Origin of the sequence: Pseudomonas sp. DTU_2021_1001937_2_SI_NGA_ILE_001 (assembly GCF_032463525.1) — a bacterium.
Classification (GTDB): domain Bacteria; phylum Pseudomonadota; class Gammaproteobacteria; order Pseudomonadales; family Pseudomonadaceae; genus Aquipseudomonas.
Window position 1 is genome coordinate 2,735,636 of sequence record NZ_CP135971.1, and the last position, 17,930, is coordinate 2,753,565.

The following is a 17,930-nucleotide window of genomic DNA, read 5'->3' on the forward strand; positions in this document are numbered from 1 at the left end:
CATTGGATCCGCGGGATCCGCAGTATCTGGCACGTCTTCAGTCAAACGTGGGAATGATGTTGGCTTTGTCGATCAAGTCGATCGGCAACAGGTATTCGTGGTCATCGACCTGCACCACGACATCCTGCTCCTCCACCCCGCGGAGAAAGCCCTGAAAGTTGCGCCGTCCTTCGAATGGCGAGCGCAGCTTTATTTTCACTTGGTCCCCAGCGTGCAAAGCAAACTGTTCAAGGGTGAACAGCGGGCGATCCATGCCAGGAGAAGACACTTCGAGCGTGTATTCAGAGCTGATCGGATCTTCGACATCCAATACACCACTGACCTGACGGCTGACGATTTCACAGTCATCCACCAGAACGCCGCCTTCTTTATCGATATAAACGCGCAGCATCGAATGCCGGCCCTGGGAAACGAACTCGATTCCCCAACATGTGTAGCCAAGCGCTTCGACCACTGGGGCCAGCATGGCCTGCAACTGTTCTAGCTTGCTCGACACCTGAACCCCCTCGTGCATGCTTTAAAAATAAAAAAATGGGCAAAAGCCCATCCGTGAGAACGCCGCTGAACACCGGCGTCATGTTCTGTCCAGCTAACAAAAAGCCCCTCAAAAGGGGCTCCGCTAATACTGGTTGCGGGGGCTGGATTTGAACCAACGACCTTCGGGTTATGAGCCCGACGAGCTACCAAGCTGCTCCACCCCGCGACAAAGCTGGGGCCGGATTATACGATTGATCCCTTGACAGGTCAACCGAACATCGACCTACAAGAAAGCCCGCTGATGCGGGCTGCCTTGTTTATTGGTACCGAGAAGGGGACTCGAACCCCTACACCCTATGGGCACAACCACCTCAAGGTTGCGTGTCTACCAATTCCACCACCTCGGCTTTACAACACATTTGACGATCTCTGATACATCGTCGAATTCTTGCTTACTTCTTCTGCTCTGGAGCCTGAGGTACATCAGCAGGAGCCGTAGCGGCTGGTTTGCTGCCATCAAGCATTGGAACATCATCGGATGATGGCTTTTGCTTGACTTCCATGACAGCTGGATCTGGCAAACCGATCTGGTTAATTACTTGAGCCTTTTCCTTAGCAAAGTAACCTAAGCCCAGGCTGGTCAAGAAAAAACATGCAGCGAGTATAGCAGTAAACTTACTCAGGAAGGTAGCACTTCCTTGGCTTCCGAAGACAGTATTTGATGCACCTGCACCAAAAGAAGCACCTGCTTCAGCACCTTTACCCTGCTGCATCAGAACCAGGGCAACAACACCCAGGGCACCCAGCAGATGAAAAACGATCACGACTGTTTCCAGCATCTTTTCAGTTTCCCGCGGCGCGACAGATCGCACCGAATTCATCTGCATTCAGGGAAGCTCCACCTACAAGCCCCCCATCGATATCCGGCATGCTGAACAGCTCAGCCGCATTGGCCGCCTTCACGCTGCCGCCATAGAGAAGCCGCACACCTTGCGCGACTTCAGAATCCTCTTTGGCCAGTTGCGCACGAATCGCTGCGTGCACGTCCTGCGCCTGCTCGGGCGTTGCGGTCAATCCGGTGCCAATGGCCCATACAGGCTCGTAGGCAACAACGGCATTGACGAAAGCCTGGATACCAAACGCCTTGATGACACTGTCAAGCTGCTGCCCGACCACTTCAAGGGTTTGCCCTGCCTCGCGCTGCTCCAGCGTCTCACCAATACACAGTACCGGTGTCAGGCCACTGGCCTGGATGGCTGCGAACTTGCGGTTCAGCACTTGATCGGACTCGCCCAGCAACAGGCGGCGTTCGGAGTGCCCAACCAGCACCAGCTTGCAACCGGCGTCGACCAACTGCACCGCAGCGATCTCGCCTGTCAGCGCACCCTGCTCGGCCTGTACAGCCGCATCCTGTGCACCGACCATGATCAGCCCGCTCTGGAGCCCATCAACCACCTGACCAATGTGCAGGCTCGAAGGAATCACAGCGACATCAACGTTGCCAGGCAACACCTGCGCCGCCAGACCCTCGATCAGCTCAGCGACGCTGGCGCGGGTACCGTGCATTTTCCAGTTACCAGCTACCATAGGGCGACGCATGCTTTACCTCGTCGGTCAAAGTGGGCGCAGATCTTACCCAACACTTTCAACACTGACAAGCCCGTCTCAGGCACAAACTTCAGCGACCAGCTTGGCCAGCTCTTCAGCATAACCGCGCACCTGAGCCTCGTCCTCACCCTCGACCATCACCCGTACCAGCGGTTCGGTGCCGGATTTACGCAGCAATACCCGCCCACGCCCAGCCATTTCGTCGGTTACACGGGCGCAGGCTTCCTGCACGGAAGGATGGGTCACCGGATCGACACCACCGGCAAACCTGACGTTGATCAGCACCTGCGGGCACTTGCGGATCTGTTGACGCGCCTCGGCCAGGGTCTGGCCTGCACGGCGCAGCGCCATCAGCACCTGCAGGGCAGCAATGATCGCGTCCCCCGTCGTGGTGTGCTGCAGGCATACCACGTGCCCGGAGTTCTCGCCACCGAGCAGCCAGTTGCGCTCCAACAGTTCAGCAATGACGTAGCGGTCGCCGACGTTGGCACGCACGAAAGGGATCCCCAGGTCGGCCAAGCCCAGTTCCAGGCCCAGGTTGCTCATCAGGGTACCGACCACACCACCGTGCAGACGGTCACGCTGGTGCATGTCGCGGGCGATGATGTACATCAGCTCGTCGCCATCGACCACCGTACCCGTGTGATCGACCATCAGGACCCGATCGCCATCACCGTCGAAGGCAATGCCCAGATCGGCCTTCTCGGCCACCACAGCGGCCTGTACGGCCTCGATATGGGTCGAGCCGCAGCTCTCGTTGATGTTCAGCCCGTTGGGCTGTGCCGCCAGCACGCTGACCTGCGCACCCAGCTCGCGGAATACGTTGGGCGCGATCTTGTAGGTGGCCCCGTGGGCGCAGTCGACCACCAGCTTCAGGCCGGCGAAACTGGTACCGGTCGGCACGCTGCTCTTGCAGAACTCGATATAACGACCCGCCGCGTCGTTGATTCGCGACACTTTGCCCAGACTGGCCGATTCCACGACGGTCATCGGTGCATCGAGCAGTTCCTCGATCATCATTTCGATCTCGTCAGGCAACTTGGTTCCTTTGCCGGAGAAGAACTTGATGCCGTTGTCGTAGTGCGGGTTGTGCGAAGCGCTGATCACGATGCCCGCCTCGGCATGGAAAGTGCGGGTCAGGTAGGCGATCGCCGGGGTCGGCATGGGGCCCAGGAGCATCACGTCGGCGCCAGCGGCGGACAGGCCGGCCTCCAGCGCAGACTCGAACATGTAGCCGGAGATCCGCGTGTCCTTGCCGACCAGGATGCGGCAGGCACCCATGCGGCGGAACGCCATACCGGCGGCCCAGCCCAGCTTGAGCATGAAGTCAGGGGTGATGGGGTATTGCCCAACGCGACCGCGAATACCGTCGGTGCCGAAATATTTCTTGGTAGTCATGGATGCTCCAGAATGTTCTTATTCAGCCGACTCGACGGCTGTGATCATGCGCACGACATCCACTGTCTCGGCCACATCGTGCACACGCAGAATTTTCGCGCCCTTGGTCATGGCCAGTGCAGCCAATGCCAGACCGCCAAACAGGCGCTGATCGACCGGGCGACCCAGCACACCGCCAATCATGCTCTTGCGCGAGACGCCGACCAACAGGGGGCGTCCCAATGCGTGCAAGGCTTCCATGCGTTTGAACAGGCTGAGGTTGTGCTCCAGGGTCTTGGCGAAGCCAAAGCCGGGATCCAGCACGATACGCTCGGCAGGTATGCCAGCCTGCTCACAGGCCTGCATGCGCTCGGCGAGAAAGCCGCTCACTTCCCCCACCAGGTCCTGATAATGCGGATTATCCTGCATATCACCGGGCTCGCCCAGCATGTGCATGATGCACACCGGCAGGCCAACTGCGGCTGCCGCTTCCAAGGCTCCAGGCCGACGCAGCGAACGCACGTCGTTGATCAGGCCAGCGCCCAGGCGGGCCGTATCGGTGATCACCTGCGGCGTGGAAGTATCCACGGAAATCACCACATCGAGGGACTGCGCGACGCGCTCGACCAGCGGTGCGACACGATCCAGCTCCTGCTGCACGGAAACCGGCAGCGCACCGGGACGCGTCGACTCGCCGCCGATGTCGATCAGCGTGGCGCCCGCCGCAACCATGGCTTCTGCATGGCGCAACGCGTTGTCCAGCAGGCTGTAGCGGCCACCGTCGGAGAAAGAGTCGGGGGTTGCGTTGAGGATACCCATCACATGGGTACGGGATAAATCAAGAACCCGGTTGCCGCAAGGCAACCGGGTCGGGTACAGCGTCGAAGTCATGTCAGACCTTAGTGTTCAGCAGCAGGACCGCCAATAGGCGCCTCGGGACGGGAATCCGGAGTGACCGGCGTACCGTTATTGGTGCCCGAACCACCTTCCCAGTCACGCGGCTCGCGCGGTGTGCGGCCGGCCATGATGTCGTCGATCTGGTCGGCGTCGATGGTCTCGTACTTCATCAGCGCTTCGGCCATGGCGTCGAGCTTGTCGCGGTTGTCGGTCAGCAGTTGCTTGGCCGTACCGTAGCAGTGGTCGATGATGCTGCGCACTTCCGAGTCGATAAGCTTGGCGGTTTCACCCGAGAAGCTGGTGTTCTGGCTGGCGCCACGCCCCAGGAAGCCCGAATCTTCGTCTTCGGTGTACATCAGCGGGCCGAGCTTCTCGGACAGGCCCCACTTGGTGACCATGTTCCGGGCGATCTGGCTGGCGCGCATGATGTCGTTGGACGCACCCGTGGTGACACCATCGAAGCCGAGGGTCATTTCTTCGGCGATGCGGCCGCCGTACAGCGAGCAGATCTGGCTGATCAGCGCGCGCTTGGACAGGCTGTAGCGATCTTCTTCGGGCAGGAACATGGTGACGCCCAATGCACGACCACGCGGGATGATCGACACCTTGTAGACCGGGTCGTGCTCTGGCACGAGGCGACCGACGATGGCGTGACCGGCTTCGTGGTAAGCGGTGTTCTGCTTCTCTTTCTCGGACATGACCATGGTCTTGCGCTCGGCGCCCATCATGATCTTGTCCTTGGCCAATTCGAATTCCTTCATCTCGACCAGACGCTTGCCGTTACGTGCAGCGAACAGCGATGCCTCGTTGACCAGGTTGGCCAGGTCAGCACCGGAGAAGCCAGGCGTGCCACGGGCGATGACCGCCGCGTTGACGTTCTCGCCCATCGGCACCTTGCGCATGTGCACCTTGAGAATCTGCTCGCGACCGCGAATGTCCGGCAGGCCGACCACCACCTGGCGGTCGAAACGACCAGGACGCAGCAGTGCAGGGTCGAGTACGTCAGGACGGTTGGTAGCGGCGATGACGATGATGCCATCGTTCATTTCGAAGCCGTCCATCTCGACCAGCAACTGGTTGAGGGTCTGCTCCCGCTCGTCGTGACCGCCGCCCATGCCGGCACCACGGTGACGACCGACGGCGTCGATCTCGTCGATGAAGATGATGCAGGGCGCGTGCTTCTTGGCCTGCTCGAACATGTCGCGGACGCGGCTGGCGCCAACACCCACGAACATTTCCACGAAGTCGGAACCGGAAATGGTGAAGAACGGCACCTTGGCTTCGCCCGCGATAGCCTTGGCCAAAAGGGTTTTACCCGTACCGGGCGGGCCGACCATCAGCACGCCGCGAGGGATACGACCGCCCAGACGCTGGAACTTGCCTGGGTCGCGCAGGAACTCGACCAGCTCGCCAACTTCCTCCTTGGCCTCGTCGCAACCGGCGACGTCGGCCAGGGTGGTCTTGACCTGGTCCTCGGAGAGCAGGCGCGCCTTGCTCTTGCCGAAGCTCATCGGGCCGCCCTTGCCGCCCGCTCCGCCCTGCATCTGGCGCATGAAGAACATGAACACGGCGATGATCACCAGAATCGGGAAGCTGGCGACCAGCAGCTGGGTCCAGATGCTCTGCTGCTCAGGCTGCTTGCCTTCGATGACCACGTTGTTGTCGACCAGGTCGCCGATCAGGCCGTTGTCCTGGATCGCCGGGCGGATGGTCTTGAAGGTGTCGCCATCGGTGCGCTTGCCGGTGATGACGTAGCCGTCGACGGCGACCTTCTCGACCTTGCCGCTCTTCACCTGCTGGATGAATTCGGAGTAGTTGAGGGTCTGCGGCTCGTTCGGGCTGGAGAAGTTGTTCATCACCGTCACCAGGACCGCCGCGATGATCAACCACAGGATCAAATTCTTTGCCATATCGTTCAATTAGCTACCCTCTGAAGCAAGCTCCACGCAGCAAGCGTGCCTCGCATGATAATCACCGCCCTAACTTACTACAGAACCCCCGGATGTGGCAGGCACCGTCTGTAACCCTTTGTGAAACATTCGCTACAGCATGTTCGTCCAGGCGGCACGCACGCGCCATTTGAAAAAAGCTATCACCCCGCGTCAAAGACGCTCATCGCTGGCCGAGCCCTCGATGCCGCGAAAGCCCCGTGCCAGCAGGTATTGCTCGCGAGAACGGTCGCGCGACGATAGCGGCTTGCGCATCTGGACCTTGTCGAACAGCCGACGGACATCCTTGTGGAACGTGTCGAAGCCCTCACCCTGGAAAATCTTGATGAGGAAATCGCCACCGGGGCGCAACACTCGCCCTGCCAGATCCAGCGCCAGTTCGCAGAGAAACATGGCGCGCGGCATGTCCACGGCGCTCAATCCACTCATATTGGGGGCCATATCGGAAATCACAAGGTCTACCTGCGTATTACCTACCGCTTCGAGAATCTGCGCCAGCACGGCGTCTTCGGTGAAATCGCCGCGAATGAAGGTGACATCAGGGATGCTGTCCATCTCCAGGATGTCCGAAGCGATCAACCGCCCCTGGCCGCCGATCAGACGGCTGGTGACCTGCGACCAGCCCCCCGGTGCCGCACCGAGATCGATGACCGTCATGCCTGGGCGAATGATCTTGTCCTTGTCCTGGATCTCCAGGAGCTTATAGCTGGCACGCGAACGATAGCCGTCCTTTTGCGCCATTTTTACGTATTTGTCGTCGAAATGTTCTTTCAGCCAGCTATGGCTTGACTTGGAACGGGCCACTGGGCACCTCAAAAATAAACGGGTCGCGATTAAGTGAGCGGCCCCGAACGTGCTCGGGTAAACTGGCCGCCGTTTTTCACCAGACCAGACGCAGGGGTCAGATTATGCCGCTCACTCAAGAGCAGAAGAAACAATACAAATCCATTGGCCATCACCTGAAGCCGGTCCTGATCGTGGCCGACAACGGGCTGACCGAGGGTGTGCTCGCCGAGCTGGAACGTGCGCTCAACGACCACGAGCTGATCAAGATCAAGCTCAACATCCTGGACCGCGAAAGCCGCCTGCAGACCATTGCCGAGCTGTGCCAGAACGGCTCTGCGGAACTGGTCCAGGTGATCGGCAAGATGGCTCTGATCTATCGCAAGAACCCCAAGCCGAACAAGAACCTGTCCAACGTACACCGCGCCGGCTGATCGCCGCCTCGCCGGGGGCGTGCGTCGCGCGCCCCGCCATATCCGCTTCTTTCCCGCCTCATCAGACACCGCTTGCCAGCGCAATGACCGGCAGCCCGTAGTGCCCGCGAAACGGTCCTGACCTAGATGAAACAGGCCGTTCACCCTTCGATGAACAGCCTGTTCGGTACGGCAAGAGCGGCTCGAAACGTCAGATGTGACGGACTTCGATGATCTCGTATTCCACCACGCCACCGGGTGTGGTCACCGCTACGACGTCGCCTTCGCTCTTGGCAATCAGCGCACGGGCAATCGGCGAGGTCACGGAGATCTTGCCCTGCTTGATGTCCGCTTCATCCTCACCGACGATCTTGTAGACCACGCTTTCGTCGGTGTCGACGTTGGCGATCTCCACGGTGGTGCCGAACACCACCTTGCCGGTGTGAGGAATGGTCGTGACATCAATGACCACGGCATTCTGCATGCGGCCTTCAATGTCACGGATCCGCGCCTCGACCATGCCCTGCTGTTCGCGGGCGGCATGGTATTCGGCGTTTTCCTTCAGGTCACCCAGCTCGCGCGCTTCGCCGATGTCCTGACTGAGTTTCGGGCGGACCACCTTGGTCAGGTGATTCAGCTCTTCTTCGAGGGCGCGAGCGCCCTCGACGGTCATGGGGTATTTATTCATCCTTTCAATCCTGCATGCAGATCCTGCAGGCGACGAACGGTCTTCTCGGGACCGAATTTCAGCGCCTCGCAGACAGCTTCACCGGCCGCAATGGTGGTGGTGCAGTAGATCTTGTGCTGCAACGCATTACGGCGAATGGAATAGGAGTCGGCAATCGACTGACGACCTTCGGTCGTGTTGATGATCAGGGTGACTTCGTCGTTCTTGATCATGTCCACGACGTGCGGACGGCCTTCGGTCACCTTGTTGACGCGACGCACCTTCAGGCCAGCCGCCTCGATCACCTTGGCGGTGCCAGCCGTGGCGACGACCTCGAAGCCCAGGCTGATCAGGTCACGCGCAACACCGGCCACCAGCGGCTTGTCATCGTTGCGTACGCTGATGAAAGCAGTGCCACCGGTTGGCAGGGTTTCGCTGGCGCCCATCTGAGCCTTGGCGAACGCTTCGCCGAAGGTATCACCCACACCCATGACTTCGCCAGTCGACTTCATTTCCGGGCCAAGGATCGGGTCGACACCCGGGAACTTGGCGAACGGGAAGACCGCTTCCTTGACGCTGTAGAAGTTCGGGATGATTTCCTGGGTGAAGCCCAGTTCCTTCAGGGTCTTACCGGCCATGACGCGCGCAGCGATCATCGCCAGGGAAACACCGATGCACTTGGACACGAACGGCACGGTACGCGAAGCACGCGGGTTGACCTCGATGACGTAGATGTCATCGCCCTGCAGGGCCAACTGCACGTTCATCAGGCCGACCACGCCCAGTTCCAGAGCCATCTTGCGCACCTGGTCGCGAACTTCGTCCTGCACGTGGGCCGGCAGCGAGTACGGCGGCAGGGAACAGGCCGAGTCACCGGAGTGCACGCCCGCCTGCTCGATGTGCTGCATGATCGCGCCGATCACGACATCAGTACCGTCGCAGACCGCATCCACGTCCATCTCGATGGCGCAGTTGAGGAAGTGGTCGAGCAGTACCGGGCTGTCGTTGGACACCTGTACGGCTTCACGCAGATAGCGCTTGAGTTCGTCTTCCTGGTAGACGATTTCCATCGCCCGACCGCCCAGTACGTAGGACGGACGCACCACCAGCGGGTAACCGATCTTGGCGGCGGCACGGATGGCTTCGTCTTCGCTGCGCACGGTGGCGTTCGGCGGCTGACGCAGATTCAGGCGCTCGACCATCTGCTGGAAGCGCTCACGGTCTTCGGCACGGTCGATGGCATCAGGGGTGGTACCGATGATCGGTACGCCGGCCGCTTCCAGGGCGCGGGCCAGTTTCAGCGGGGTCTGGCCGCCGTACTGGACGATGACGCCTTTCGGCTTCTCGACACGCACGATTTCCAGCACGTCTTCCAGGGTAACCGGCTCGAAGTACAGGCGGTCGGAGGTGTCGTAGTCGGTGGATACGGTTTCCGGGTTGCAGTTGACCATGATGGTTTCGTAACCATCGTCACGCAGCGCCAGGGCCGCATGCACGCAGCAGTAGTCGAACTCGATACCCTGGCCGATACGGTTCGGGCCACCGCCGAGGATCATGATCTTGTCGCGGGTCGACGGGTTGGCCTCGCACTCTTCCTCGTAGGTGGAGTACAGGTAGGCAGTGTCGGTGGCGAACTCGGCGGCGCAGGTGTCGACGCGCTTGTAGACCGGGAACACTTCCAGCTTCTGGCGATGGGTGCGCAGGTTCTTCTCGGTGACACCCAGCAGCTTGGCCAGGCGCGCGTCGGAGAAGCCCTTGCGCTTGAGGCGCAGCATCAGGTCGCGGTCGATGGCCGACAGCCCCAGGGTCTTGACCTTCTCTTCGTCCTTGATCAGGTCTTCGATCTGGATCAGGAACCAGTGGTCGATGCTGGTCATGGCGAAGATTTCGTCGCGGCTCAGGCCGGCACGGAAGGCATCGGCCACGTACCAGATACGCTCGGCACCCGGCACGGTCAGTTCGCGCTTGAGCACGCCTTCGCTTTCCGGGTTGGCCAGGTCCAGCTTCGGATCCAGGCCGCAGGCGCCGACTTCCAGGCCACGCAGGGCTTTCTGCAGGGACTCCTGGAAGGTACGGCCGATGGCCATGACTTCACCCACGGATTTCATCTGGGTGGTCAGGCGGGCGTCGGCCTTGGCGAACTTCTCGAAGGCGAAGCGCGGCAGCTTGGTGACGACGTAGTCGATGGACGGCTCGAAGGACGCCGGGGTCTTGCCACCGGTGATGTCGTTCTGCAGTTCGTCGAGGGTGTAGCCGACCGCCAGCTTGGCCGCGACCTTGGCGATCGGGAAACCGGTGGCCTTGGAGGCCAGGGCCGAGGAACGCGATACGCGCGGGTTCATCTCGATGACGACCATGCGGCCGGTATCCGGGCAGATACCGAACTGCACGTTGGAACCACCGGTCTCGACGCCAATCTCACGCAGCACCGCCAGGGAGGCGTTACGCATGATCTGGTATTCCTTGTCGGTCAGCGTCTGGGCTGGCGCGACGGTGATCGAGTCGCCGGTGTGCACGCCCATCGGGTCGAAGTTCTCGATGGAGCAGACGATGATGCAGTTGTCCTTTTTGTCGCGGACCACTTCCATCTCGTACTCTTTCCAGCCGATCAACGACTCGTCGATCAGCAGTTCCTTGGTCGGCGACAGGTCCAGACCACGGGCGCAGATCTCTTCGAATTCTTCACGGTTGTAGGCAATGCCGCCACCAGTGCCGCCCATGGTGAAGGACGGACGGATGATGCACGGGAAGCCCAGCTTTTCGAGCACCGCGAAGGCTTCTTCCATGCTGTGGGCGATACCCGAACGCGGGCATTCCAGGCCGATGTCTTTCATGGCCTTGTCGAAGCGCGAGCGGTCTTCGGCCTTGTCGATGGTGTCGGCGTTGGCACCGATCATCTCGACGCCGAACTTGGCCAGCACGCCTTCGCGCTCCAGGTCCAGGGCGCAGTTCAGCGCGGTCTGGCCACCCATGGTTGGCAGGACGGCGTCAGGACGCTCCTTCTCGATGATCTTGGCCACGCTCTGCCATTTGATCGGCTCGATGTAGGTGGCGTCGGCCATGGCCGGGTCGGTCATGATGGTGGCCGGGTTGGAGTTCACCAGGATGACGCGGTAACCCTCTTCGCGCAGGGCCTTGCAGGCCTGGGCGCCGGAGTAGTCGAACTCGCACGCCTGGCCGATCACGATGGGGCCGGCGCCGAGAATCAGGATACTTTTAATGTCTGTACGTTTTGGCATGGGTTGTCACTCAAATCCGCAGGTCAGTCGGCAAGCCGTCTTGAACATTTCATTGAGGTGTCGGGCGGCGACGCCTGGCGCAGCTCGAAGCTGCCGGGGCCGCCCTGGCACCTGATTACTTGATTCTCAAGGCAACCGCTCAGCGACGCTTGGCCATGGCTTGGATGAAGCGATCGAACAGAGGCGCCACGTCGGTCGGGCCGGGGCTTGCTTCAGGGTGACCCTGGAAGCTGAAGGCGCTCTTGTCGGTGCGCTCGATACCTTGCAGGGTGCCGTCGAACAGCGACTTGTGGATGGCCCGCACGTTGGCAGGCAGGGTCGCCTCGTCTACCGCGAAGCCGTGGTTCTGGCTGGTGATCATCACCACACCGGTATCCAGGTCCTGGACCGGGTGGTTGGCACCGTGGTGGCCATGGCCCATCTTGACGGTCTTGGCTCCGGAGGCCAGGGCCAGCAACTGGTGACCGAGGCAGATGCCGAACACCGGGATGTCGGTTTCCAGCACCTGCTTGATGGCGGTGATGGCGTAGTCGCAAGGCTCCGGATCGCCAGGGCCGTTGGACAGGAACACGCCGTCCGGGTTGAGCGCCAGCACGTCGCTGGCCGGAGTCTGGGCCGGCACCACGGTCACGCGGCAGCCACGGGCGACCAGCATGCGCAGGATATTGACCTTCACGCCGTAGTCGTAGGCCACGACGTGGTAAGGCAGCTCGGAAGCCGGGATTTCAGGGTGGCTGTCGGTCTTCAGCTCCCACACGCTGGAGCGCCACTCGTAGCGGTCCTTGGTGCTGACCACCTTGGCCAGGTCCATGCCTTTGAGGCCTGGGAAGCCGCAAGCGGCGGCGATGGCAGCCTCTTCGCTGATGTTGTCGCCAGCCAGGATGCAGCCGTTCTGGGCGCCCTTCTCACGCAGCACGCGCGTCAAGCGACGGGTATCGATACCGGCGATGGCCACCACGTTGTTGGCCTTCAGGTAGTCTTGCAGAGACAGCTTGTTACGCCAGTTGCTGGCTACCAGCGGCAGGTCGCGGATGACCAGGCCAGCCGACCACACGCGGTCGGATTCGGCATCTTCCGGGGTGGTCCCGGTGTTGCCGATGTGCGGGTAGGTCAGGGTAACGATCTGTTGGGCATAGGAAGGATCGGTAAGGATTTCCTGATAGCCGGTCATTGCGGTGTTGAACACCACCTCGCCAACGGTCTGACCGTCGGCTCCAATGGCTTCGCCGCGAAAAATGCTGCCATCAGCAAGGGCGAGTATGGCTGGCTTAGTCAAGAAGACCTCCCGTAGTTAAAGCCTGAAGGGGCGATCGCAGGTTGCAAAAAAGCGGAATGACGTTTGATACGTCACCCCGCTTTATTGGATAGATTCATCTGCGCGCTTTTAGTGGACACACTAAAGCTGTAGCTTACAGAAAAGGGCTCTTTGGGTCTACTACCAATCGGCCTTTCGCTGTTACAAAAAGGCCGTCGATGATCGAATGATCGCCGACGGCCTGATTTTTTCACGGTAATTGACGACCGATCAACGCAAGTCCAACACATCCTGCATGTCGTAAAGGCCTGGCGCCTTGCCATCAAGCCACATGGCCGCACGTACCGCACCACGGGCAAAGGTCATGCGACTGGAGGCCTTGTGAGTGATCTCCACGCGCTCGCCGTCTGCGGCGAACAGCACGGTGTGGTCGCCCACGATGTCACCCGCACGGGTGGTGGCAAAGCCGATGGTCTGGCGTTCGCGAGCACCGGTCTGGCCCTCACGGCCATACACCGCGACCTTTTCCAGGTCACGACCCAGCGCGCTGGCGACCACCTCACCCATGCGCAGAGCAGTCCCCGAAGGTGCATCGACCTTGTGACGGTGGTGCGCTTCGCTGATCTCGATATCCACGTCATCGCCCAACACGCGCGCCGCAGTGTCGAGCAGCTTCAGGCACAGGTTCACACCCACGCTGAAGTTGGCGGCGAAGACGATGGGGATTTCCTTGCCCGCTTCGGCCAGACGCTGCTTCTCTTCGGCGGTGAAACCCGTAGTGCCGATGATCATCGCCTTGCCGGCCTTGCGGCAGAACGCCAGGTTCTTCAGGGTCACCGACGGGTGCGTGAAGTCGATCAGCACGTCGAACTCTTCGGCCACACGCGCCACGTCGCCCGACAGCGGCACACCCAGGCGACCGAGGCCGGCCAGCTCACCCGCGTCAGCACCTACCAGAGTGCTGTCGGGACGATCGATGGCGGCGGTCAGGCCGGCACCCTGGGTCTGGCCCACCGCCTCGATGAGAATCTTGCCCATGCGCCCGGCGGCGCCCATTACAGCAATACGTCGCATGTCCTGCTCCCGTGAGAAATCTTACAAGTCGCCGAAGAAACGCTTCACGCCTTCGAACCAGCCACTGGCCTTGGGCGAGTGCGATTCGTCGCTCTGCAGCGACTCGCGGAACTCCTCGAGCAGCTCGCGCTGACGCTTGCTGAGGTTGACCGGCGTTTCCACCGCCACGCGGCACATCAGGTCGCCCGGACCGCCGCCACGCACTGGCGCCACACCCTTGCCGCGCAGACGGAACTGCTTGCCGGTCTGGGTACCTTCCGGAATCTTCAGCTTCACGCGGCCATCGAGGGTCGGCACTTCCATCTCGCCACCCAGCGCCGCATCGGTGAAGCTGATCGGCACTTCGCAGTACAGGTGCTTGCCATCGCGCTGGAAAATCGGGTGTTCGCGAACGTTGATGACCACGTACAGGTCGCCGTTCGGGCCACCCTGCGGGCCGGCCTCGCCTTCACCCGACAGACGGATACGGTCGCCGGTATCGACACCCGCCGGCACCTTGACCGACAGAGTCTTGTATTCCTCGACCCGACCTTCGCCGTTACAGGACTCGCACGGATCGGAAATGATCTTGCCCTGGCCATGACAGCGCGGGCAGGTCTGCTGCACCGAGAAGAAGCCCTGCTGCATGCGTACCTGACCGATACCGCCACAGGTCGGGCAGGTGACCGGCGAAGAGCCTTTCTTGGCGCCGCTGCCGTCGCACGGCTTGCAGTTCACCAGGGTCGGCACACGGATGTTTACGGTGGTACCGCGCACCGCTTCCTCGAGGTTCAACTCCAGGGTGTAGCGCAGGTCGCTGCCGCGCTGCGGGCCGCCACGACCACCGCCGCGACCGCCGCCGCCGAAGAAGTCACTGAATACATCGCCGAAGATGTCGGAGAAGTTCGCGCCGCCGGCACCGAAGCCACCACCGCCGCCACCCATGCTCGGGTCGACACCGGCATGGCCGTACTGGTCGTAGGCTGCACGCTTGCTGGCGTCGGACAATACCTCGTAGGCCTCGTTGGCCTCTTTGAACAGTTCTTCCGACGCTTTGTCGTCAGGGTTACGGTCGGGGTGATGCTTCATCGCCAGACGACGATAAGCCTTCTTCAGCTCCGCCTCGCTGGCGCCTCGCTCGACCCCCAATACTTCGTAATAGTCACGCTTCGCCATAATTCTTCTGCACTCTTGAGGACGCCCGGCCAAACGCTCCTGAGCCCGGCCAGACTCGTTGAGCCCCTTCAGGCTCGGACCCAACTCACGTCAATTCAACGATCCCGGTCTTCGTTCAACGGCCATCAGCGGCCGTGAAAGCGGCAGAACAAGCCTGCTGCAGGAGCAGCAAAGCTTTGCCACAGGGTTTGCGCAGCACTGCGCGCAAACCGGAAATTTTCGTCTGTTCCAGACACGCCAACGCGGGAGCAAGCTCCCGCGCGGCGACATCCTACCCGTTCCCGCGGGCCTGCGGTCAATCGGGTTGCAAGTGAGCCTGCGCTTACTTGTGGTCCTTGACTTCTTCGAACTCGGCGTCGACGACGTCGTCGGCCTTCGCCGCACCTTCGGCAGGCTTGGCAGCCGCCTCAGGGTTTTCAGCCTGCTCGGCGTACATCTTCTGCGCGATCGGAGCCGAAACTTTCGACAGTTCTTCGACCTTGGCTTCGATGGCAGCCTTGTCGTCACCTTTCACGGCAGCTTCCAGCGCAACCACAGCAGCTTCGACAGCGGCTTTCTCTTCGGCAGTGACCTTGTCACCGGCGTCGGAGATCATCTTGCGAGTCGAGTGGACCAGCGCGTCACCCTGGTTACGGGCCGAGGCCAGCTCTTCAAACTTGCGGTCTTCCTCGGCATTGGCCTCGGCGTCACGCACCATCTGCTGGATTTCTTCCTCGGACAGACCGGAGTTGGCCTTGATCACGATGGACTGCTGCTTGCCGGTGGCCTTGTCTTTCGCGCCGACGTGCAGGATGCCGTTGGCGTCGATGTCGAAGGTCACTTCGATCTGCGGAACGCCGCGTGGCGCTGGCGGAATCTCGGCCAGGTCGAATTTGCCCAGCGACTTGTTCTGCGCGGCTTGCTTGCGCTCACCCTGCAGCACGTGGATGGTCACGGCGCTCTGGTTGTCATCGGCGGTAGAGAACACCTGCGACTTCTTGGTCGGAATGGTGGTGTTCTTCTCGATCAGCGCGGTCATTACGCCACCCATGGTTTCGATACCCAGGGTCAGCGGGCTGACGTCGAGCAGCAGAACGTCTTTCACGTCACCGGCCAGCACGGCGCCCTGGATGGCAGCACCCATGGCAACGGCTTCGTCAGGGTTGACGTCCTTGCGCGCTTCCTTGCCGAAGAACTCGGCAACCTGCTTCTGCACCAGCGGCATACGGGTCTGACCACCGACCAGGATCACGTCGTTGATCGCGCCAATGTCGATGCCGGCGTCTTTCAGAGCGATGCGGCAAGGCTCGATGGTGCGCTGCACCAGGTCTTCGACCAGCGATTCCAGCTTGGAACGGGAGATCTTCACGTTCAGGTGCTTGGGACCGGTCGAGTCTGCAGTGATGTACGGCAGGTTGACGTCGGTCTGGGTGCTGGACGACAGCTCGATCTTGGCCTTCTCGGCAGCTTCCTTCAGACGCTGCATGGCCAGCGGGTCACCCTTGAGGTTGATACCGCTTTCTTTCTTGAACTCGTCGACGAGGTAGTCGATCAGGCGGATGTCGAAGTCTTCACCACCCAGGAAGGTATCACCGTTGGTGGCCAGCACTTCGAACTGGTGTTCGCCGTCGACTTCGGCAATCTCGATGACCGAGATATCGAAGGTACCACCACCCAGGTCGTAGACGACGATGGTGCGGTCACCCTTGGCCTTGTCCATGCCGTAGGCCAGGGCCGCAGCGGTAGGCTCGTTGATGATGCGCTTGACGTCCAGACCGGCGATACGGCCCGCGTCCTTGGTCGCCTGACGCTGGCTGTCGTTGAAGTAGGCCGGAACGGTGATGACCGCTTCGGTCACGGACTCGCCGAGGAAGTCTTCGGCGGTCTTTTTCATCTTCTTCAGGATTTCAGCGGAGATCTGTGGCGGAGCCATTTTCTGGCTGTTCACCTCGACCCACGCGTCGCCGTTGTCGGCCTTGACGATCTTGTAAGGGACCATCTGGATGTCTTTCTGTACGACGTTCTCGTCGAAACGACGGCCGATCAGACGCTTGACCGCGTACAGGGTGTTATGGGGGTTGGTGACCGCCTGGCGCTTGGCCGACTGGCCAACCAGGATTTCGCCATCGTTGGCATAGGCGATGATCGAAGGGGTGGTACGCGCGCCTTCGGCGTTTTCGATGACCTTGACGTTGCCGCCTTCGAGGATGGAGACACAGGAGTTGGTGGTCCCCAGGTCGATACCGATAATTTTACCCATCTTGACTCTCCCGAAACTTTTGATTGGTTGCCGCGACCGGGTTCACAGATCGCGGTAGCTCTTTAAAAACGCTTGACCGTTAAATGGGGGCTGCCCGGAAAATTTCAAGCCTGCTCGTCAATCGAGGGCTTGGCCGGTGCAGGCGCCTTGCTGACCACGACCATTGCCGGGCGCAGCAGGCGACCATTGAGCTGGTAGCCCTTCTGGAACACCTTGAGCACGGTGTTCGGCTCGACGTTGGCGTTCTCTTCCATGGCCATGGCCTGGTGATGCTCGGCGTTGAACGGTTGGCCATGCGGGTCGATGGCTTCCAGCTGGTAACGCTTGAGGGTGTCCTGGAACATCTTGAGGGTCAGCTCGATGCCTTCGCGCATCGGGCGGATGCTCTGATCATCGGGGTTGGACAGCTCGAGACCGCGTTCCAGGCTGTCGATGATCGGCAGCAGGTCGCTGGCGAACTTCTCCAGCGCGAACTTGTGTGCCTTCTCGACATCTTGGTCGGCGCGGCGGCGGACGTTCTGCAGATCCGCAGCGACACGCAGCGACTGGTCCTGTGCGGCAGCCAGTTGCTCTTCGAGCACCTGTACACGGGTCGCCAGGTCTTCACCGGCACCGGCCTGCGCGGCCTGTTCCTGAGCTTGCGTATCCAGGTTCTGTTCGTCAGCCATAACTTTCTCCTCTCGAAAACGTCCGCGATCCCAACTCGCGCTTCTGCCCCCTATATGGGAGCGGAATTTCCAGCTTCAAGGGGCAAGGTCGACGGAAAGCGCATCGGCCACGCCAAAGGCCGTGCGAAG

General features: G+C 61.0%; 15 protein-coding genes and 2 tRNA genes. 1 reads left to right on the forward strand and 16 read right to left on the reverse strand.

Going from position 1 to position 17,930, the window contains the following annotated elements; translation table 11 throughout:
- Nucleotides 1-37: 37 nt before the first annotated feature.
- The 9 genes from rimP to rlmE form a co-directional block, all read right to left on the reverse strand.
- On the reverse strand, nt 38-496 hold the full coding sequence (gene rimP / locus RRX38_RS11730; protein ID WP_295475326.1) for a ribosome maturation factor RimP: 459 nt from the start codon (nt 494-496) through the stop codon (nt 38-40).
- 130 nt (nt 497-626) lie between these two features.
- Nucleotides 627-703: transfer RNA gene (locus RRX38_RS11735), tRNA-Met, on the reverse strand.
- A 95-nt stretch (nt 704-798) separates the two neighbouring features.
- Nucleotides 799-884 (reverse strand) — tRNA-Leu (locus RRX38_RS11740).
- Nucleotides 885-929: 45 nt separating this feature from the next.
- Nucleotides 930-1,316: a preprotein translocase subunit SecG gene (gene secG, locus RRX38_RS11745; protein WP_295475323.1), complete on the reverse strand. Its 387-nt coding sequence runs from the start codon at nt 1,314-1,316 to the stop codon at nt 930-932.
- A gap of 4 nt (nt 1,317-1,320) precedes the next feature.
- Nucleotides 1,321-2,076, reverse strand: a complete 756-nt coding sequence (gene tpiA / locus RRX38_RS11750) for a triose-phosphate isomerase (RefSeq protein WP_315962583.1) — start codon at nt 2,074-2,076, stop codon at nt 1,321-1,323.
- 66 nt (nt 2,077-2,142) lie between these two features.
- Nucleotides 2,143-3,483: a phosphoglucosamine mutase gene (gene glmM / locus RRX38_RS11755; RefSeq protein ID WP_315962584.1), complete on the reverse strand. Its 1,341-nt coding sequence runs from the start codon at nt 3,481-3,483 to the stop codon at nt 2,143-2,145.
- 18 nt (nt 3,484-3,501) lie between these two features.
- Nucleotides 3,502-4,353, reverse strand: coding sequence for a dihydropteroate synthase (gene folP, locus RRX38_RS11760; RefSeq protein WP_315962585.1), 852 nt, complete (start codon nt 4,351-4,353; stop codon nt 3,502-3,504).
- An 8-nt stretch (nt 4,354-4,361) separates the two neighbouring features.
- Nucleotides 4,362-6,269 carry an ATP-dependent zinc metalloprotease FtsH gene (ftsH, locus tag RRX38_RS11765; RefSeq protein ID WP_315962586.1) on the reverse strand — a complete coding sequence of 636 codons (1,908 nt, stop codon included), beginning with the start codon at nt 6,267-6,269 and terminating at the stop codon, nt 4,362-4,364.
- Between the two features lie 192 nt (nt 6,270-6,461).
- Nucleotides 6,462-7,112 (reverse strand): 23S rRNA (uridine(2552)-2'-O)-methyltransferase RlmE, encoded by a 651-nt coding sequence (gene rlmE / locus RRX38_RS11770; RefSeq protein ID WP_295475308.1) that lies wholly within the window; start codon nt 7,110-7,112, stop codon nt 6,462-6,464.
- Between the two features lie 104 nt (nt 7,113-7,216).
- Between rlmE and RRX38_RS11775 the strand changes: the two genes are divergently transcribed.
- The gene (locus tag RRX38_RS11775; protein ID WP_295475306.1) at nt 7,217-7,525 is read left to right on the forward strand and encodes a YhbY family RNA-binding protein; all 309 of its coding nucleotides are present in this window, start codon (nt 7,217-7,219) and stop codon (nt 7,523-7,525) included.
- Nucleotides 7,526-7,715: 190 nt separating this feature from the next.
- On the opposite strand, the gene greA is transcribed toward RRX38_RS11775, so the two are convergent.
- The 7 genes from greA to grpE form a co-directional block, all read right to left on the reverse strand.
- On the reverse strand, nt 7,716-8,192 hold the full coding sequence (gene greA / locus RRX38_RS11780; RefSeq protein ID WP_295475303.1) for a transcription elongation factor GreA: 477 nt from the start codon (nt 8,190-8,192) through the stop codon (nt 7,716-7,718).
- Nucleotides 8,189-11,410 carry a carbamoyl-phosphate synthase large subunit gene (carB, locus tag RRX38_RS11785; protein WP_315962588.1) on the reverse strand — a complete coding sequence of 1,074 codons (3,222 nt, stop codon included), beginning with the start codon at nt 11,408-11,410 and terminating at the stop codon, nt 8,189-8,191. Before carB ends, greA begins: the two co-directional genes overlap by 4 nt.
- A gap of 139 nt (nt 11,411-11,549) precedes the next feature.
- Nucleotides 11,550-12,686: a glutamine-hydrolyzing carbamoyl-phosphate synthase small subunit gene (gene carA / locus RRX38_RS11790; RefSeq protein ID WP_315962589.1), complete on the reverse strand. Its 1,137-nt coding sequence runs from the start codon at nt 12,684-12,686 to the stop codon at nt 11,550-11,552.
- Between the two features lie 249 nt (nt 12,687-12,935).
- On the reverse strand, nt 12,936-13,739 hold the full coding sequence (dapB, locus tag RRX38_RS11795; RefSeq protein WP_315962590.1) for a 4-hydroxy-tetrahydrodipicolinate reductase: 804 nt from the start codon (nt 13,737-13,739) through the stop codon (nt 12,936-12,938).
- A 21-nt stretch (nt 13,740-13,760) separates the two neighbouring features.
- The gene (dnaJ, locus tag RRX38_RS11800; RefSeq protein ID WP_295475292.1) at nt 13,761-14,894 is read right to left on the reverse strand and encodes a molecular chaperone DnaJ; all 1,134 of its coding nucleotides are present in this window, start codon (nt 14,892-14,894) and stop codon (nt 13,761-13,763) included.
- Nucleotides 14,895-15,216: 322 nt separating this feature from the next.
- Nucleotides 15,217-17,133: a molecular chaperone DnaK gene (dnaK, locus tag RRX38_RS11805; RefSeq protein WP_315962591.1), complete on the reverse strand. Its 1,917-nt coding sequence runs from the start codon at nt 17,131-17,133 to the stop codon at nt 15,217-15,219.
- A gap of 104 nt (nt 17,134-17,237) precedes the next feature.
- Complete coding sequence (gene grpE, locus RRX38_RS11810; RefSeq protein ID WP_295475286.1) at nt 17,238-17,801, reverse strand: nucleotide exchange factor GrpE; 564 nt, start codon at nt 17,799-17,801, stop codon at nt 17,238-17,240.
- Nucleotides 17,802-17,930: the final 129 nt, after the last annotated feature.